The organism is Massilia norwichensis, from assembly GCF_024753245.1.
GTDB classification, from domain to species: Bacteria; Pseudomonadota; Gammaproteobacteria; order Burkholderiales; family Burkholderiaceae_D; genus Telluria; species Telluria norwichensis.
Map to the genome: position 1 here is coordinate 58946 of NZ_JANUGX010000019.1, position 18490 is coordinate 77435.

The following is an 18490-nucleotide window of genomic DNA, read 5'->3' on the forward strand; positions in this document are numbered from 1 at the left end:
CCCCTAACGTGTCCCAGTAGCCCTCAGTGCTGCAGAACCACCATCAGTAGTTGCTTCGCGCCGCGACTCTGCGGCTAGTAACAATCGAGCGATGTCGGCGTGTTCTTCTAGCTGACTTATGTCACGTGGAAGTGCTCCCCCGCCGCGCTTAAATGATGACTCCGTTCCCTCGGTCTGGCGCACAAGGACTGAGATGGCCTCAAGGCGCTGAACAATGGGGCGAACACGGTCCAGCAGCGGCACCACATCCGCAGGACCTTGCTTACTCATCAGGGTCGCAAGCAGTTGCCCATCCGCCGGTTCCAGATGCTCCTTCGCAGAAGCCGAACGGGCAATAAGGGATTGGAGTTTCGATACAGAACATCCGCCAGGACAATGTTCCAGGAGTGCGACGATGAGTCCTGCGAACTTGGCCTCCTCCGCGTTTCGAATCAAGCCGTATTCGGAATACTGCATAGGCACGGCCGAAGTGCCTGGGGCTTCTCGCGACGGCATTGCGCTTTGATGGTCCCATGCCTCCATCACCAAGCGGCGTGTACGGTATTCGCCGAAACTACGCTGCTCGCCTTCTTTGAGCACGCGGAAGGTCTCGCTCGGGTAGCCGGAGCCCATCACGTCGACGGGGTCAAGAATGTATCGTAGCTCCTCGCGGGTGAGGTCATATAAACGAGCATAGTACGCATCAAGCTCGGCGCGTAGCTTGGCGCGGCGGTCGGGGTTCCAGGAGAAGGGTTGGCCACGTTCGTGGACGGGGCGCGGGTCATAGGCGGCGAGGTCTTCGGCCCAGTATTTGAGGTCATGCGCAGTATAGGTGAGCTCAAGGACGCGCGGGACAATAAAGTCCAGGGCAGCTGGCGTATAACGGTCAGGAGGAAGGACCGGAAGTTGCTTGTAAATGAAGTAGTTTAGGTGCGTACCACCGACCTTGTGACGCGCAACGAAATCGAACGTCAAAGAGCACAGGTTTCCGAGCAGAGCCGCAAGCGTACCAGGCGCGCTACCTGAGCCAAAAAACATCAACGGCATATTGTTGCCGACACCTGCGCGCGGCGCTACCGAGGCAATTACCGTCCGCTCGTTGGTCGCATTTGTGATGTCCCGCCATCCCATCAGCCAACGAGGACTGCGGCGGTCCATCCACTCTCCCAACAATTCACGCAGCGCGTTTGGTAATGCCTTCGCGCGCAATGCCTCAGCGAGCATAGTCAATTCGTCATCGGCCAATCGTACGTCGGTATTCTGTTCGGCCCATTTAGGGAACTGAACCAGGGCTTTCTTCGTCGTCATGCCTTCGTCGCGCAGCATGTCGCTCAGGCGGAGAAAGTTCGCCTTAAGCTGCAGCTCAGTGGACGCAATGTGCGGCAACGACTGAGCAGGCGCCCAACCACCCGCTATTGGCGGTGTACCGGCAGTGCGGTGAAACAACTCACCAGCCACCCATTGGGCCAGCGCATGCAGCAGCTCGTCCACTGCAGAATCTTCAAGCTCATGCGCCGCTGCACCATGTGAAGCATGTAGCGCCAGCCAAGCGCGCGCCACACGAGCAGGGACTCGAGCGATGCAGGCCAGTACCTCCCGCTCGTCTACCCAGTAGCGGGGGCGCACGGTAAAGCCGGGGTTCTGCTTTTGTGCATCGGTGACGTCGGCGGTCTCTACCTCGCCGGTCGCACTGCTGGTAGCATCAATGTAGGTCGCCCACCGATGGTCGAACTGGTGAATCATCTTTGCTTCGTATAGCGGCAAAAGCAGGGACTGATTTGATACGGTCGACGTGTCGTAGAACAGGCCACTATCGCTGGTCATATTGAACAACCCTTGGGAGAACGTAATACCCCACGGGTTGACTTCAGGCCGGAGCACGTTGCCTTCAGTATCGACCACGGCCTCCTCGATAAGCACCGGTGCCGTCCGGTACAGCTTCTTAGTCAACTCGGCATCACGCTCGCTTCTGAAAACAGGACAGGTCCGCGTGTTTGGGTTGATAAGGGAGAAGTCCTCGCGCGTTAATGAAAATCTCCGGCGCGGGTCTTGAAGGTGCTCGACCCGTAATGCGTAGTGAAGTAACTGAGTAGGAGTTGTAGCAGCACCTAGTGTGACGAGTACAAAAGGCGTGTCTGGATGTACTGCAGGAAAAATTCGCTCTGCATTGTCGAATCCGAACAAAGAGACAAGTCGCTGGCGCTCTACTATCGCCGCAAAAAAGCGCTTATTGCTGTCATCGGTCGCAATTCCTGCCTTGACGATGAATCCGGAACGACCATTCGGATGCGTTGCTTGCAGAAATGTCTCTGAAAACAGAGGGTACGTATCCAGCTTCCCATGTGCGCTCAATGGAAAGCGATTGCCCGCTCTGAAAAAGAGATTGGCCGCATCGTTCTGACGCCGAGCATCCTGTAGTTGAGCCCAAAGCCAAGGAGAGTCGACCTCTAATGCTGCGATTGCTGCCTTCCGCTTAGCGCCCGCCATTAAAGCAATGCTTGGCGCTCGCGATGCGAAGAATTCTTCCTCACTAAGCTGGAGCTGCTCCCATGGTGGGTTACCCAGCATTACCGAGAATCCGCCCTGCGCCGCGACCTGAGGGAAAGCCAACCACCAGTGGAAAACGCCATGCTGGCGACACAGCGCCTGGGCAGCATCTTCCACATCAGCCCTCACCGGTTGCCCACTAAGTACACCCCACAGATAACCCGACAGTGGCACGACGTCGCTGGCATCGGCCAGCTTCGGCGCTAGGAAGGCGGCCACATAGGTGTCAGCCAGACGGGCGAAGGTACTGCGATGTGCAGCGGAATCGGCCTCTTGCCAAGCTTGGCGCTTGGCGGCCAAATGTTCGGGAGTGTCGTCGTCCAGCGTCTCGACCGACGCTGCTTGGGCAGCTAGTCCGGGTTGGGTAAGCAGGTCACCGCTGGCAATAGCACGCCAGCTCTTCAAATCGGCCTTGTTCTGCTTCTTCAGCGCGCTCACGATGGCTTTGTCGTCCCCGGATAGCGCGGTGTAAGCATCGTCAGGGATGCCTTGTTCAAGCACCTTGGGGTCCAACACTCCCAGCAGCGCGTCACCGACACGCAGATGATGGTCGATGAAGCTCAGGGGTCGGTCAGGGGAATATGCCTCCAGCCACAGAGCGGTTTTTGCGAGCTGGATGGCCATAGAATTCTTATCCACGCCGTAAATGCAATGGCTAACTACATCGCGCAAAGCGTGACGATAGTCAACTGGTGTCGGAACGCCCCCTTCGCGTTCCGCCGCAGCGCGGTGCAGGGATACCTCATCAGCAAGACGGCGCGCGGCAGCAAGCAGGAAGTGACCGCTACCGCAGGCAGGGTCGCAGATAGTCAGTGCAAGTAGCGCGTCCACTGGGCGTTGAGGATTGGTCCTGATGGTCTGGAAGATGACAGGTTCCAACGCGCTCTTTATGAGTTCCTGCACTAGACTATCGGGGGTGTAGTAGCTACCAGTAAGTTTACGGGTATTACCTTTGGTGGAAGCATTAGTCGCATCGTCTCCGACAAAGGCGAGGCATGCAATGCTGGGCTGAGTAAGGTTTTGAAGGTCAGGTACGAGTTCAAGAAGGCTTTCATACACGCTTCCAAGCTCCTCCGGACCCATGTCGCGGTAATTAACGCGAGAAAGGCTTCCGTCCACTCGGAACCAGCCCAATTGGAACACTGCGGTCAATAAGTGGCGGTTCTCGAGCTCGGCAGCATCCAAGTGCGAGCATTGGTCGGCATCGAACAGTCCTCCAAGAGCTGGCAGGCCTAGCGCGGCCTCACCAAGAGACAGTGCGCGGAAGGTAATGGTCAATGCCTGCCAGAGGTCGTTATGGCGGTCATGCAAGCTGCGACGCACGGCGCGCTCGCGCAGCCAAGTAAGCGAATACCCTGCGAGGTAACGAGCTTTTGCTTTGTCAGCGGCATCGGGTGCGAAAATTAAACGCTCACCACTGCCGCGGTCTCGGCGGTCTTCAACGGTTGCCAAGAAGATGAGGCGATAGACTAAACGCAGCAGTTCTTCAAAGAATGCTTGGCGGTCGTAGCCACTATCGGCACTTTGCAGCGCGGAGCGTAATGCATCGTTAGCGGGATGAGAGAGAAAACCGGTGCCCAGTGCACGCAATGCGTTAGCCACTTGGTCTCGCAGTTTACCGCGTACGGTCACACCGGCCTGTAGGCCCGCATTACGCCATCGCTCCCAAGGACAATCGGTGGACGGCTCTTCAAGCTGGCCGAAGCGACTGGCATGGGCAAGTAGCCAGAACGCACTGAAGTCGGCCAGAAGCTCTTCAGTGAAGATGGCTTCGAGGTCAACTTCGATGTAGGCCGGACGTGTCAGGCTTGGATTGTCGCGTAGAATGCGCAGCGACAGGCCATTGCTGACTAAGGCCCAAAGCGAGGCGTCGCTGGCGTTGAGTGCTTCTTGTGCGAGCATGAAGGGGCTACGGCGCCGAATCTTGCCGGTGTCCGGATTGAATTCACCGAAACGTTCGCCAGCAATATCCAACGGCTGGTCAAAGCCGGCGAGCACTAGCGGCACACGTCCACCACCTCCGGCGTGCCCAACGTTGTATTGGTGGCCTGCCTGTTCAATAGTTGGGCAACGCGCAGCGTCATGAAAATGAAGCACATCGCGGAGCAACGGTAGCAACCACTCACGCACAGTAACGTCGTGTGACTGTACATCCTGGCGCAGACGCAGGGCTTGAAAGTCCTGCCAAAGGTTAAGCGCAATCTTAAAGTCGCGGGCAATTTCGTCGCGCAGCTTCAGGCCTTTGGCAATGCGGTAGTGGCTTTCCGTCTGCTCAGTCGCCTTGGGGTCTATGAGCAAGGTCAGCCGGGTAAGCTCATCGGCCGGAATAAGGCTACCTTCAATCCGAATGGCACGGTAGGCAAACTGGTGAGCTCTACGTGTGGAGTTACTGCGATTCATGGCGTTAGGCTCCTACGGTCGCAGTTGCTGCATCGGGTAACAACACATAGACGCCCATCACGTCCATTGGTAGGCTGGCAGTAACTTGGTAGCTGCCACGACCTTCAGCTGCTTCACGCACGCGGCGGTGGTCTTGCAACAACGACTGGGCGCGCGCTTGGGCAATGGCCTCAAGTTGTGACTGCCAGCTAGGCAAGGCATCGAGGGCGGTCTGTAGTTGGCGGTCACGAAGAGCGCTAGGCATGTTGCGAGTAGCTTCCGCCCCCAGGAGGGCTCGGGTTTGGTCAGCAGAGAGTTCAGTCAAAGGTTCGCTCCCAGAGGTGGCTACAGCAATGGCTTCTTCACACATCAGCAACCGGGTATTAGCACCGTGCGTTACCGTTAGCTGATGACGAATTCGCAACAGTAGCACTGTAGTTTTCAACGAGACCTGGCTGACAAAGGCGGCACCGGCCCGCGCGACACTGGCGGCGTCATCAGAGTGCGCTGACTCGTCTAAGGCTTGTTCAAGCAGCGTGTCGGCAAGCACGGCCACCAGTGGATGCGTACGGTGGACGAAACTGGCGCCCTGAGCAGCAGGTAAGCGGAAATCGATATGCAGGGTGTCGGCCAGGCCTTCCGCAGAAAGGCGTTCGCGCACAGAATCGGGTAAGTACTCAGCCGACAACTTGAAGTGCCCCTTAACCGGCTGAAGCGGGGCACCGAGTTGCGCTAATGCCCGGCTAACAAAACGCTCGACCTCATCTTCGCCGCCTAAAACTGCCGCAGACTTTTGCCATTCAGGCAGAACATCTTGCGGCCGCAAGCGACGCTGGGAAAATATGGAGCGGCTTTGTTTCGCCTTTTCGCGCGCGCTCTCCCACGCAAGCTCGATTTCCTTAGCAGGTGCGCCAAATAGGTCCAGTTGTGACTGGGCGGTGAATGATGTGCCCTTGCGCAACAACACAGCGTTCATGAGGGCCTGGGTGAGCTTGCCCTCGTTGTCAGGCATGGGAACAAGAACCCCGAGTTCTTTACGAATACTTTCGGCCTTGCGTAAGATAACTTGCAACACGGCACCATCAACAGGATTGTCTTCGCCGTAGAGCATAGTGCTGCGAACCTCGCGGGCCTTTTGGCCGAAACGGTCCACGCGTCCTTCGCGCTGCTCGTGTCGAGTGGGATTCCAACTCAGGTCGTAATGGACCACGGCCGTAAAAAGGCTCTGCAGGTTAATGCCCTCGGACAGGCAGTCAGTAGCTACAAGAACGCGGATGTCGCTTTCGCCCAATTGCTCGACAGCAGCTTCGCGCTCATCGGGCGTCAACTCACCCGTGACTGCTTTCACTGTGGCGGACTTAAACTTGCTCTGTAGAGCGGCAGCTAAGTAATGCGCAGTGGCGATGTAGCGGCAGAAAACGACTGGCTGAAATCCATCCTTTAGCAGAAGTGCTAGATGTTCCTGCAGCTTGGCCAACTTAGGGTCGTTTTGCTGACCAGCCAAGGCGGCGGCATTGGCCATCAGCGTCTTCAAGCGTTGACTATCCTCGGTCTGGGCTCCAGGTTCGATGTCGTCTGTTGAGAGTGCATCGTCGAAACCGTCGAGCACACGCTCGCTTGCTTGAGCTTCGAACTCATCTAAAGACTTCGCGTCGGACGCCTCTGAGTCCGGCTTGGCTCCTAGAAGGCGTGTACGCAATGCATTGATGGCTGCGGCAGGTGACGAGGAGATGCAGCGCAACAATGCCAGCGCTGCCCACCAGTTCATGCGCTGCTCACGCAGACCTTGGCTTTCCGAACGCTCAACGAGCTCTCTAGCATAGGAAAGTACGTCATTAAACAATTGCCCCCAAGCTCCGTTGAGCTTGTACGTAAGCTCAGCCGTGCGGCGGTCAGGAAACATGGAAGTGTCCTGCCATTCAGCAATATCGGGTCTGCGACGCTGAACGAAGTGGCGCGCTAAGGCTTCACGCAGGTCACTACGCTGGTTGGCAGGCAGGTCTTTGAGCTGACTAAAGTCGGGGCGTAACAGACCCAACAGGTTGAAAAAGGCCTCGTCGTCACCACTGTGCGGTGTTGCAGTCAGTAGCACCAGATGCCGGTCACTCTGGTCCGCAAGGCCCTTGAGAAGCTGGTATCGCTGCTGGCGACCCGTTGCTGCTTGGGTACAGGTGTGCGCCTCGTCCACAATGACGAATTCCGGGCAGTGACGCTGAAACGCTTCACGGCGCCGTTCGGACTTAATGTAGTCCAGGCTTACTACAGTATACGGATGGGCATGGAATACCGAAGTGCCAGGTGGAAGGTCGCGCTCTAGGCGGTCCGCGGTATTAGAACGCACGACAACGGCCTGGATGTGGAAGCGTTCGGCCAACTCGCGCTGCCATTGTTCACAAAGGTGGGGCGGACAAAGCACAGCAAGGCGCTGGACCTCACCGCGGTCAAGCAGCTCGCGGGCGATAAGCGCGCCCTCGATGGTCTTACCAATACCGACATCATCGGCAATCAGCAGGCGCACGGTAGGCAGCTTGAGCGCCATCAGCAACGGCACTAGCTGATAGGCGCGAGGTTCGACGGCAATGTTGCCGAAACTGCGGAAGGGGCCTGCGCCACTGCGCAGCTTCAGCTGTAGCGCGTCCAGCAGCAGTTGACTGGCAGAGTGGTTGCGAGCCTGGGCAAGCGTAGGCCATGGGAATATAGCAGGCTGGACGGGCTGGCGCTCCAGCGGCAAGTAGATAAGAGTTTCATCGCGCTCGCCGCCGCCTAAGGGGCGCAGGCGCAGCGTCTGGTTATCGAGCGCGTCAGCCCGGGGCAGGACTATCCATTCACGGCCCCGGGCCGCAACGAGGCTACCAGGAAGGAATTCCGGAGTTGGTGCATTCATATCGAATCAGGTTTTGCCGGGACCAAAAAGGTCGGCGTTGTTCTTGAAAATGTCGGGCCAGCGAGCCTGCTCCTTGGGAAAGCGAGCCACCAAGTAGCCAAGGTCGTCCAAGGCGCGGTCTATGGCGGAGTCCTGTGCTCGCTGGGCTTCTGTCTCGTGGTGCGGGCCGTCGATGAAGACGACCAAGTTCAGCTCGTCATAGAAGAAGTCGACGCAGACATTGGCTCCGGTAATAGTTTGCTGGCCGCGGTCCGGCTTGCGGTAGCCATGCTCGATGACGTGGTCCAGCCAAACCTGTTCCAGGGTGCTGCCGGCAGTCCGAGCAAGTTCGGCGTCATGCTCTTGCGGCGCGCGCCCTTGTGTGCCCTGATGGGCATGGGCCCGGGTCAGGCGACACAAAATGTCGAGTAACAGCCCGCCTGCGCTCTTGTCCTTGCGGTCGATGAGTGTGTGGTCCGGCTGGTTGTAATAGGACAGCAAGCAGCGATAGCAGCCAGCTTCGCACAACGGTTTGCCTTCGTGGTCGAGTTCTTCTGTCAGCGCATTGCCGGACCATGCTTGGCCGGCCGGCGGCCCTACAAAATGCATAACGTCCAGAGCCTTTGCGGCGACGGCCGACAAAGCATCTGGCTCTGTGGCTAAGCGGGTGAGCACGCCGGCACCGCCCTCGGCAGCCTCGAACAGCAGGATGGACTGGCGATTGTCGCGCGTGGGCAGGGGCTCGGCCATCAGCTCGCTTTCTTCTAGCTGGTAAACGGCCTCGATGCCTCGCTTGAGTGCGTATTGCAGAGTGGTCAGGGTCTCGGCTTTAAGTTCGCCGAGGCAAGGGTGCGGGCGCACGATAAGAATGTTTCGGCGGTCCTCGACGTAGGGTACGATGCGTTGCGGTGGCGTCTTGTCGGGTGGCGCTTCACCTTCGTTCTCCACCTCGCCGTTGCCGTCCTCCACCCCGCCGACCCAGTGGCCGGTGACAGGATTCATCATGAAGCCCCGGATGGACTTCTCCTTACGTCGGCGCCAGCCGAAGTTCATGCGCCAAACGGTGGCGGATGGACCGTACTGCAATTCCAACAAAGGGCCCTCATCGTCTTCCACCACAGTGGTGACCATATTCAGTTTCCCGTCGGCCTCCGCAAACTGAAGCGTGGTCTGCATCTCGTAACCCTGGCGTACGCGCTCTTCTTCGTTGGCGGTGATGCGCTCGGCGCGCTTTGTCGAAACGTTCTCGATACGATAAAGACTCTTGACCTCCTGTGCTCCCGACAACGAGGCGCCGCAGGAGACGCAGCGGTCGGCATCGCGCTGTGAACGGAAGTGGCCGTAGCCGCAAGTGGGGCATAGGCGAGCAAATTCAGTGGGCAGTCGCGCACCCTCGCTGACCTGGTCTTGGCCACTGATAGTCAGCAGGGCCTTAGTCACCCTGTACTGGCTGCCCTCGTGATAGATGAGGCTGTAGGGACCGAACTCTCCGAGCGCAAGGAAGCGTGGGCGGGATAAAAAGCTCTCGCGGCCGATACTGCCGCGCCGTGCTGGCAGATAAGCCAGCAGGGGCAAGCGGGGGAAGTTGTAGCCGGGCAGGAAGCCTTGGCTCGCAAGGTAACGATAGGTATAGAAATCGGAATTGAAAGCGCTATCGCCGGCCAGCAGCAGGTCTCGCTGCTTGCGGGCCTCATTATGGCGCTGCTGAGCTTCGCGGCGCTCACGCTCACTTGCGGCCGGATTGTTTTCGATTTTGAAATTCAGCTCAATAGCCTGAGCCGTAGCTCGGTACAGGTCGCGCCAACGTTGCAGGGCATCGTTGAACTCGAGATACGCCCGTTGAAAGACCATCTCTGCCCAGTGTTCGCTGTACCAAGGTGCGTTCTTGGGTGTCAGCTCGCTGGCTAGCATGCCTAGCACCTTGAGCCCGCGTTCATGCGCCAGCTTCTTGGCTTCAGCCTTGTCCAGGTCCGCGGCCACTTCGTCAATGATGGGCAGCTTCTCAGGTAGATTCATGTCCAAGAGGTCACGAACGCTGTTTCCCAGGCGTTTCCCGGTCTCAGCCAACCAAATGGCATGCATGTGGCTTTTAACAAGCTCCAAGTTCGCCAGGTCCAGCGTAGGCGCGTTGACCTGCCCGTGTACCATTCGCACAGGGTCGCGGAAATAATACTGGTCGTGCGGAGACTGGCTGGCGCAATAAGTGATGACCAAGGCCGGCTGCCCAGCGCGCCCGGCACGACCGCTTCGTTGCGCGTAGTTAGCCGGTGTGGGCGGTACGTTGCGCATGTAGACGGTGTTCAGCGATGAGATGTCGACACCGAGCTCCATAGTCGGAGAGCAGAACAGCACTGGCAGCCAATCGAGCTCGGTGCCATTCTTCTTTCGCCATTCGTCGCGGTCCTTCTCGGTGTAGCGGAAGCGGGCTTCTCGCTCCAGCCTGTCCTCCTGCTCCACCTGCGCCGTGTGCTCGCGGGCTTCGAAATCGAAGAGCTGGTGCACTGGGCTGGCAAGCAGCCCGGCGATATTGCGATACAGGCCACGGAAGAATTCATTGCCCTCCGCTTGGCGCTGGCTCTGACCCGCACCCACTTTCCACAGCAGTGTCGTGCCGTTCAGCTGCCAACCAGTCAGGCCGACGTCCGTTTCTTCGCGCTTAACTAAGCCATACGACTCGGCGGCTTTGAGCAGCGCAGCGATGACTTCTGGATAGGTATGGTCGTCGATGTCCCTGTAGTAGGGGTTGGCTCCTCCCCAGGTGCTACCCTGCCGCAACATTCGACCAAGACGCGAACGGCTCGAGCCGATAACCAAGAAGTCCTCGACCTTCACTCGGCGGCCCCGACGGTCGGTTTCTTCGCGCGGGCGCGAGGTAACAAACCAGCGCGCCGTCATCGGCCGCTCATCTTCAGTGAAGCCCCAAGGCTCTCGGAGGTTAGCGTAACTCTGCGTGCGCAGTTGTTCGAGTTCCGTGCGGTCCAGGTAGCGTGTTGCGATGCATAGGCCTTGGCGCATGAAGTCGAACAGGGCGCGAAGCACGACGGAGCGCTCGGCGGCCGTAGCCGCCTGGAGCACCCGCGGTGCCGTGGCCCATTCAGACGCATCGGCGGCGAGGTCTTCGATGTCCTGGTAACTAATGCGCACCAAGCCCAATTGCTCGAGGTTAGGGTTATTGAAGCGCCAACCACGCCGTAGGTCAAAAAATGTGCGGTAACCTAGGATGCCGCGCATGGCCTCCTGTACTTGCCGACGGGTGTTGCCCTTAACCTCAGGCTGCTGCATATACTCAGCACGCACGGCCGGGTCGTCGCGGTGGAAGCCCAACGCTTCGAACACAGCATTTGCGACCTCGCGCTCTGACAGGCCCTGTCCACCACCTTTCTGCACTGCGGACAACAGCGCAGCCCGGGTCAGCAGTACCTGCAGGAAGTCATTGAAATGGCCTGCCTGCAGGGCCGCATCCTGTCGGTTGTCGGAAAACCCTAGGACCTTCTTGGCGTCCGGGGACAGTTGCTGGTCCTCTTCGTACAGGTAGCGCAGTGCCGACAGCGTGAGCATCGTCGTGGCAGAGCTGCGGCCTTCGCCCGACAGCGACGTAAGGCGCAGCGCATCTTTGCCAGACGAGGTGTGCGACACCCCACAAGCCAAGCAAAAACGGAAGGCGCCGGGGATGAACCAGGCTTGCAATCCCTTGTCTGCGGTGGTGATGCCGTCAGGCCGTACCTTGACCGATTGTGGGATGAACTTGCGCTGGCCTGATTTGATGCGCCACTCGCCATCGGCGCGCTCCTCCAGCCAGGTTTCCGGGTAGCGCTCCAGCACTTCGGGATTCCACAGGCCGCGGCCGTCGGGCATCAGGAAACCGAACTTCACCTGCTCGTCATCATGTTGACGCTCGTCGATGCTACGCACGTTGAAAGCACGGCCTTCGGGGCCGTCGGTATCCCACACCGGGATGTACTCCTGGCCGCAGTCGCGGCAAAAGTGCACGTGGTAGTACCTCCGCTGCCGCTGGTCATCTCCAGAAACGAATTGTTGCCCGTCGAGGGTGATGGCACGGTGGAAAGGCGCCTCCAGCGTCGTGTAGACCTTGCCACCGCCAGCGATGAACTGGTGGAGTTTGAAGGCGAAGAGGCTCTTGCCGGAGCTGTCTGTCACGGCGTAGGCACGCAGCATGAATTGCTGGAGATAGGCCAAGCAACTCTCTAGTGACTCGCTCGAGGCTTTGTGGAGCAATTGGGCAGCATCTGCAAGTTTGCGCGGGCGAGCACGGCGGGGCTTGTCGTCCTCGTAAGTCAGGCCCAAGGTGAGCTCGACCCACACCGACATGGGGTGCGCCGCCATCGCTTCAAAATTAAGGTCCATCGGCACGCCGGCACGAATGGCGGGACCAAGTTGGCTCTGCACCGTCTGAAGCGTCTGGCTCTCAGGTGTTGTTCGACGCAGAGTTTCGGTGATGACGTTACGTTCGGGGATGGGAGTGCCAAATAGACGCCGAGCGACATTGGCCACGACAGCATTTCGCTCCATCTGGCTGCCCTCAGATGCCATCGTGGCCGAGGTGCCGATGCAGATGAGTTCGCTAGAAAGCGCCTCGCGCACCCGCCGCACTAGTAGCGCGACGTCGGCACCCTGACGACCGCGGTAAGTGTGCAGCTCGTCGAGGACCAAGAAGCGCAGACCCTTAGCATTGCGCATCACGGCCTTGTCGATGTCGTTCTGCCGGGTCATCAGCAGCTCGAGCATCATGAAGTTGGTTAAGAGAATGTCTGGCGGCGTCGCGGCCATAGCCTGACGCTCTTCATCCCCTTCTTGTCCGGTGTAGCGACCAAAGCTCACGGACTGCGTCGCTGGGTCCGAGCCCAGGAATTTCTTTAACTCCTCAAGCTGGGAGTTAGCCAGCGCATTCATCGGATAAATGACGATAGCGCGCGTGCGAGGCGTTGCGTCGACCTTTTTCGCCTTGAGGCAAGCATCGACGATGGGGATGAAGTAGCTGAGGGATTTGCCAGAGCCCGTGCCGGTGGTCATGACATAGCTCTCGCCGGCCGACGCCAAGCTGATGGCCTCAGCTTGGTGCTGATGCAGCGGCAGCGTCACGCCAGCGGAACTAGCTGACTTACCCAACCGGAAGATGGCCGAGCATTCGTCGCTCAGCTGCCCCGCTTGAACGAGCTCATCGACGGTACCACCCGACCGGAAGTTCGGATTGATTTGAATGAGAGGCTCAGGCCAGTAACGTTGGCTGTCGTACTCACGGTCGACGTACGCCCGGATGTCGTCGGCTCGGATGCGCGTGAAGCTACGAGTGAACTGTTCGTAGTCGGCAACAATGCGCTCGCGAAACTGAAATACGTCCATCAATCCCCCTAGTTGACTTAGCGGCTCTACGGCTGCTTATTCGGCACAGCTATTTCGTGTGCGGTGCAGTGTTGCCTCACCAGCACTTCAATGAAATTTGCGATTGTTCGGTGTTCTCGCTCAGCGGCTAATCGAATCAATTCCTTTAACTCCGGGGTTATCCGAAGATTCAGCGTGTCAGACTTGCGTTCCATATTGCAGATTGGCAAGAGTAAATGTACCGCAATTGTAACGCAAGCCCGACTTGCCCAGCGAAAAAAGATTGCCGTTTTTTTATTGAGCAGCGTTAGCTTCTACTTCATCTTTGACCACACTGATTGCTGACATCACAACCACTTTAACGTCGTTCATAAACTCCTGAACTTCGCGGTCTCCACGCTCATCAGGAATGGGTACCCATCGCTCGTAGATGCCTTCGATTTTCATTCGACGCTCAAATGTGCTCCCTGGTCCACGCAGGCCAAAGGCGTCAACCCATGTGGATTGAGGTTGTTCGCGCAACCTTCTTGCGCAGAGTGCCGGAAGCTGGCGGGTAACCAAAGTCTTAATACGCTCGATGGTCTCTCGCTTTTCTTCTGATGTCAGCGTACCGCTCCAACTCGCGGGGTTTTCCAAAAAGCGGGAGATAGCGGACGACAGGGCAGTAATTAAGTTCGTCGTAGGGCGAAGTGTGAAGGTTTCAGGCCATCCCTCGGCGTAACGTCGACTCAGCGCTTTAATAGTTTGCCAATGCCGCGCGGTTTCGTCCGGGTGTGATTCAAACCCTAGAATGGCACGCCATGGGCTGCGGAACATGCGAGCCCCCCTCTGAATGGCAAGCACGAGATTGTCGACGCTATATTCAGGGAACGCCACAGGCTCGAATACAGCCGGCTGCGAATCAACCAGTCGCTGCAGCAAACGGTTCAGTTCGGGGCGTGCAGGCTTGGCTTCATAGTCATCGAGCCTTCCCAAGTAAAACGTGCTCTTCTCTAAGTGCTCGAGTAAGTACCTTGCCGCGTCTGCGGATACCGATTTTGCAACCTGATTTTCAACCACGTTTCGCAGGCCGCCGAAGACGTGGTCAAGCTTCGCGCGTCCCTTAAGGTTTTCGCCGGAAACGGTATCCATATGAGTAAAGGCGACGACGAGCTTGCTGCTATGACCCGAGTTGACAATCCCTTCAACGGCTTTGCCAGCGGCAAAATTCGTCATGGCATTCTTCGCGCTATCTACCAGCAGGATGACATCCGCGTCATCCAGCATGAGTACCATCTGCTCCGGTAGGTCGGCATTGGCGCCAGCTTTATGTCCTAACCCTTCAGTATCGATTAAGACAAGCTTAGCTTCCTGCTCAGCCCAGACGGAATGGAATGGCCCTCCGACGCGCATGCCGTTGACAACTGGCGTAAGCAGCTTCCCCCACGCGTTGACAGATATTCCAGAAAAAAAGCGTACTGCAGCAAGAAAATCCATTCGCTGGTCATCTTCGCATTTAAGATGCCATGCACGGGGCCAACCAGTTGTGGTTTTTTCAAAGCGACCATCAGCAATCAAGTCGAACCGGGTACGGACGTCGTCCAAAATTTCGGACACGATGTCGAGGTAATCCGGGGATTCGCATGCTTGCTCTTGAATCAGGTCAAGCGCGGCATTGCGGTCTTCGGGCTTCATATCTGCGACATTTTCACCGTACGCTTCCTCAACTGCCCGTTTTGCCTGGCTGGCCAGATTCTCGATTCTGTCTAAGTAAGTTTCCAGGCGCTGACTAAATTCGAGCGCCTCTGCCTCTGTTACCACTGACGGGTCGGAGCTACCGGCGACAACGCTAGAATCATCGTCCTCAACACTGTAGGGGTCTACCTCTTCGTCTTCTTCGATGATGTCGCCGAGGATATACTTCAGGCGGAAACGCATATCACTTTTTTCCAGCAGGGTGCGCGCGACCTGCCGCCTGGCCCCTGAAATCGCCTCAAGCACAGCGGCTGAGACGCATTCCTCTATCTCAAACCGGGTTTCGTGCTCGGACATGAACGAGACAACCGCCTCATACCCAGTCCCACGCAAGAAAACCTCAGTTGGGAACGTGGTCGTGCGATTAACCGATGTGGATGGGAATCGGTCTCGCTCAGGATGAGTTCCCATAAGTTGGCGCAGCAGCGTTGTCTTACCCGCCCCAGGAACCCCCAAAAGCATAATGCGAGCGTAGCCATCTTCACGCCCTGGAAGAGGGAGAAGCTGGTCACGGAGCTCTCGAGGATTGCCTGCCCGCGGCTCAAGCTCAGCGTAAAAAATCTCAATTACGCGAGCATCGAACAGCGCTGCCGCCCTAGCCTTCGCACCGACCGACCAAAAAGACTCATCGTCCAATAAGGTCTGCAGCTGTTTTACTAGAAAGTCAGCCTCTTGCACACTTTCGGTGCCAAGCCCTTTACGGGTCTTGCGCCCCGGTTTGCCGGCATTGTCGGTTTTAAGCGGATGCCTAAAATCGACGAGCCATGCCTTACGTCCTGGATTTTGTCGAGCTGTAGCCGTGTATTTACCCATACCCCCCCTGTGATGTGCCCCGGTGTGCCAAACCGCCTGTGGAGTGGATAATATCGGGATTCGGGCGATTGGTCAACATGTTTGGCACATCGCGGAACATCGGCTCACAGCAGGGAATACGCCGCAAGACTATGTTCTGCGTACGAGTAGAAGCACAACCACGAGTGAGCACTACTGGCGGCAGTATCAAGAAGTATCAACGGATTTGAAACTTCTCAGAATTGATGAAACTTCTTGATGCTGCGTTCACAGCCTCCCGAGCGCAGCCGTGACTCGCGATACCAATGGCGCGTCGTGCTGAGAGCCAAGGGGTTCAAGGCTGCTCGCCGTGGTTCCCGCTGGATACAAGAACCACAGTGTCCGGCATGACGTGCACTGGTCGAGGCGAACGCGCGGCTTGCCTGAAGGTCGCAATAGAGCTGAGCTTCTTACTGCTTAAGGCGCAAGGGAATAGCTGCGTGGATGTACGCGGCGTCATGCCTGTCGCTCGGAGCTATACTTCTGCCCGACATTGATACCTCCAACTCCATGCCAGACCTTACGCTAGACCAAATATCCGCCGACGACCTTCGAAAAGCGGCTTACCATGAAATCGGCCACAAAATTATCTATGAGCTTGTTGGCGGCGCCGGTAACGCGTTTGTCTGGAAGAACCATAGTGGAAACCCAGATGAAGTGGCTTGGCTGGGGCAGTTCAGGCCTAGCAGTTGTCCCGAACAACAGTATGAAGCATTTACTTGCGCAGGCATTAATGTTCCTGCTCCCCCGCCGAATTGGCGTGTGATGTACGGTATGGCGGGCGTAGTCGCTGAGCAAATTCTGCGCGGCGAGAGGGATGTTGAATTTATAGCTGGGCACCTGTACTTAAGAATCTGTTGCGATGAAATATCGGCAACGGATGCGGAGTCCATTGGCGTCACCGATATAGACGATTTCGAAGTGGACATTAAGACTGTTGAGCAATGCGCACAACTTCTTCTTGAGCATTGGCCGCAGGTGAAGAAGGAGGCGGAGGACCTCATCGCTGATGCCTCGGCAGAGGCCTGGGGAACGGTCACCGTGTAAAGTTGAGATGGCTGCCGGCCACCGGTACGGTGTAGGCTATTCACCTCGACTGGCAGTCACTACTGACGGGCCCATGGAACAAGGCTCCGCCCGTGCAACCCATTGCATGGGCACTTTCTGCGGGCACGCAATGCAGGGGCCGAATACCCCGCTGGTAGTTAAGCCACGATTTCGCGAAGCTCGCTACGCAGCAGGCCGAGCAATTCGTCGACCGAAGCAGCGTCGTACTGGTTTAGGTAAGCAAGTACGATAGGGGTGAGCGGGTGAACTGCTAGAGGCGTAGCAAGTTCATCAATTTTCTGCAAGGTTGGCTGCTTAACGCCACGCTCAACCTCACTTATGTAAGTACGGCCGGACTGCTGCGCGAAGTCCTCCTGCGTCAAGCCCCGGGCGAGCCGCACCGTTCTGAACGCAGCACCGAACCGATTTTTGTGCTTCATGGTACTCCGTTGGTTGAGCCCCATGAGACTACATTGCATGCTATAGTGCTACACGCTATAGCGTGCGTACGCGATGCCGCTTCTCAGGAGAACCGCTTAATGCCCGAACTTGTTGTTTCCACTTTTGATGTGTCCGTGTTGTCGGACGTGGCATTGCAGCTCATGAAGGCTGCAGTACAGCACGCCTACAGACATCAGGGGGAGGAGGTCTATGACATGCAACGCGCCGAGTTGTGTAGCTTGGCCGGCTTGCCACTTATGACAACTGAAGATTTCCATGCGTCGATGCTGGAGGCATGCAAAGCGCTGGTAGTAATCGAGGTCATCGATAGTTCGTCTCCATTCCGCGACGATTTGCCCTATGCCAGCTGGCAAGTATTCAAGGAAGTTCGGTTTAGTGATTCGCGCCTCTGCTTCGAAATTGGAAACGGCACTTTCGACAAAACATTAATGGCTAGCCTTCCGCTTCTAAAACCTTCGAAAAGGCCCGTAAATCGAAAGGCAGTCTTTGCTAAGCGTTACACGAACAAAAAATCCTCGGTGGTGGATGGCCCGAGCACGGCCTTACTTAGCTGAGACTCACTATCGCGGAGTTATTGACATTAGTTTGCTTGCTCCTCTGTGTTGCCTGTGTCTCTACGAAAATTTCCGAATTTTGAGAAACAACTGGCCAAACGATACCGGATTAATCTAAAAATCAATGTCAATCGGCGACTCTAGCAATGATGCAAAAGAACATTCGACCAATATATTCGTCGCCATGGCTCGGCCGCTCATTCAAGCTGACAGAGAATTCGTTAGCATGGGGACGTTATGTTATAACAGACTCCGCACTCGTGGCAGCAGATAAGGAAAAGGGGAGCTATTGCGCTTTTTCGATTAAGGAGGCCGACCCAGCGCAGCTTGGTCTGGTATTTGAACATTTAATTCATGTTTACTGCCCAAACAGTTTTCCAGATTTTCTTCGTGAAACGCAAGCTCTAGCGACGTATTGTTATGCAAGAGAGCACATGAGGGCATTACTTAGCGGCGGTTGCGCCCCAGACGATTATTATCGAGCAAGCATTGCTATTGTTGGTGCTTTTGACGAAGCTCTTTCGGCGGTATTCGAGTCTTCCATACCCCTACATGGACTTAATAGAGTGACCTATATTCGGTATCGCCAGAAATTGCACGGGATGCATTTGACCATTTTCTCTGATGACCAGCAAACGTATGACGTTGCTTTCACATCCGACCTGGTGCTCGCATCCATCCGCCTTGCTGATGATTGGAACCCTATTTGGCCACAATTCACTTAACTCGCCCAATATGTAAACCTATTGGTTGA

9 protein-coding genes are annotated in these 18490 nt (G+C 57.0%); 3 read left to right on the plus strand and 6 right to left on the minus strand.

Annotated features, from left to right (window positions below; all coding sequences use genetic code 11):
* Window positions 1-3: 3 nt before the first annotated feature.
* The 5 genes from NX782_RS16020 to NX782_RS16040 all read right to left on the minus strand — a co-directional run bounded on the left by NX782_RS16020 (window position 4) and on the right by NX782_RS16040 (window position 15655).
* Entirely contained in the window at window positions 4-4926 is a 4923-nt protein-coding gene (locus tag NX782_RS16020) for an Eco57I restriction-modification methylase domain-containing protein (protein WP_258846478.1), read from the minus strand.
* 4 nt (window positions 4927-4930) lie between these two features.
* On the minus strand, window positions 4931-7789 hold the full coding sequence (locus NX782_RS16025; protein ID WP_258846479.1) for a DUF8741 domain-containing protein: 2859 nt from the start codon (window positions 7787-7789) through the stop codon (window positions 4931-4933).
* Between the two features lie 6 nt (window positions 7790-7795).
* Window positions 7796-13129 carry a DEAD/DEAH box helicase gene (locus NX782_RS16030; protein ID WP_258846480.1) on the minus strand — a complete coding sequence of 1778 codons (5334 nt, stop codon included), beginning with the start codon at window positions 13127-13129 and terminating at the stop codon, window positions 7796-7798.
* Between the two features lie 26 nt (window positions 13130-13155).
* Window positions 13156-13323, minus strand: coding sequence for a type II toxin -antitoxin system TacA 1-like antitoxin (locus NX782_RS16035; protein ID WP_258846481.1), 168 nt, complete (start codon window positions 13321-13323; stop codon window positions 13156-13158).
* Between the two features lie 79 nt (window positions 13324-13402).
* Complete coding sequence (locus NX782_RS16040; RefSeq protein WP_258846482.1) at window positions 13403-15655, minus strand: hypothetical protein; 2253 nt, start codon at window positions 15653-15655, stop codon at window positions 13403-13405.
* A 528-nt stretch (window positions 15656-16183) separates the two neighbouring features.
* On the opposite strand from NX782_RS16040, the gene NX782_RS16045 reads away from it, so the two are divergent.
* On the plus strand, window positions 16184-16720 hold the full coding sequence (locus tag NX782_RS16045) for a hypothetical protein (RefSeq protein WP_258846483.1): 537 nt from the start codon (window positions 16184-16186) through the stop codon (window positions 16718-16720).
* Between the two features lie 158 nt (window positions 16721-16878).
* On the opposite strand, the gene NX782_RS16050 is transcribed toward NX782_RS16045, so the two are convergent.
* Window positions 16879-17160 (minus strand): helix-turn-helix domain-containing protein, encoded by a 282-nt coding sequence (locus tag NX782_RS16050; RefSeq protein WP_258846484.1) that lies wholly within the window; start codon window positions 17158-17160, stop codon window positions 16879-16881.
* 99 nt (window positions 17161-17259) lie between these two features.
* On the opposite strand from NX782_RS16050, the gene NX782_RS16055 reads away from it, so the two are divergent.
* Together NX782_RS16055 and NX782_RS16060 are read left to right on the plus strand one after the other, a co-directional pair.
* Window positions 17260-17736 (plus strand): hypothetical protein, encoded by a 477-nt coding sequence (locus NX782_RS16055; protein WP_258846485.1) that lies wholly within the window; start codon window positions 17260-17262, stop codon window positions 17734-17736.
* A 146-nt stretch (window positions 17737-17882) separates the two neighbouring features.
* Window positions 17883-18461 carry a hypothetical protein gene (locus tag NX782_RS16060; RefSeq protein WP_258846486.1) on the plus strand — a complete coding sequence of 193 codons (579 nt, stop codon included), beginning with the start codon at window positions 17883-17885 and terminating at the stop codon, window positions 18459-18461.
* The last annotated feature ends 29 nt before the right edge of the window (window positions 18462-18490 follow it).

Excerpts from the sequence above, each read along its gene's own strand:
- NX782_RS16040 (WP_258846482.1), bottom strand. The coding sequence starts at position 15,655 with ATGGGTAAATACACGGCTACAGCTCGACAAAATCCAGGACGTAAGGCA.
- NX782_RS16045 (WP_258846483.1), top strand. The coding sequence starts at position 16,184 with ATGCCAGACCTTACGCTAGACCAAATATCCGCCGACGACCTTCGAAAA.
- NX782_RS16020 (WP_258846478.1), bottom strand. The coding sequence starts at position 4,926 with ATGAATCGCAGTAACTCCACACGTAGAGCTCACCAGTTTGCCTACCGT.
- NX782_RS16055 (WP_258846485.1), top strand. The coding sequence starts at position 17,260 with ATGCCCGAACTTGTTGTTTCCACTTTTGATGTGTCCGTGTTGTCGGAC.
- NX782_RS16035 (WP_258846481.1), bottom strand. The coding sequence starts at position 13,323 with ATGGAACGCAAGTCTGACACGCTGAATCTTCGGATAACCCCGGAGTTA.
- NX782_RS16025 (WP_258846479.1), bottom strand. The coding sequence starts at position 7,789 with ATGAATGCACCAACTCCGGAATTCCTTCCTGGTAGCCTCGTTGCGGCC.
- NX782_RS16050 (WP_258846484.1), bottom strand. The coding sequence starts at position 17,160 with ATGAAGCACAAAAATCGGTTCGGTGCTGCGTTCAGAACGGTGCGGCTC.
- NX782_RS16030 (WP_258846480.1), bottom strand. The coding sequence starts at position 13,129 with ATGGACGTATTTCAGTTTCGCGAGCGCATTGTTGCCGACTACGAACAG.
- NX782_RS16060 (WP_258846486.1), top strand. The coding sequence starts at position 17,883 with ATGATGCAAAAGAACATTCGACCAATATATTCGTCGCCATGGCTCGGC.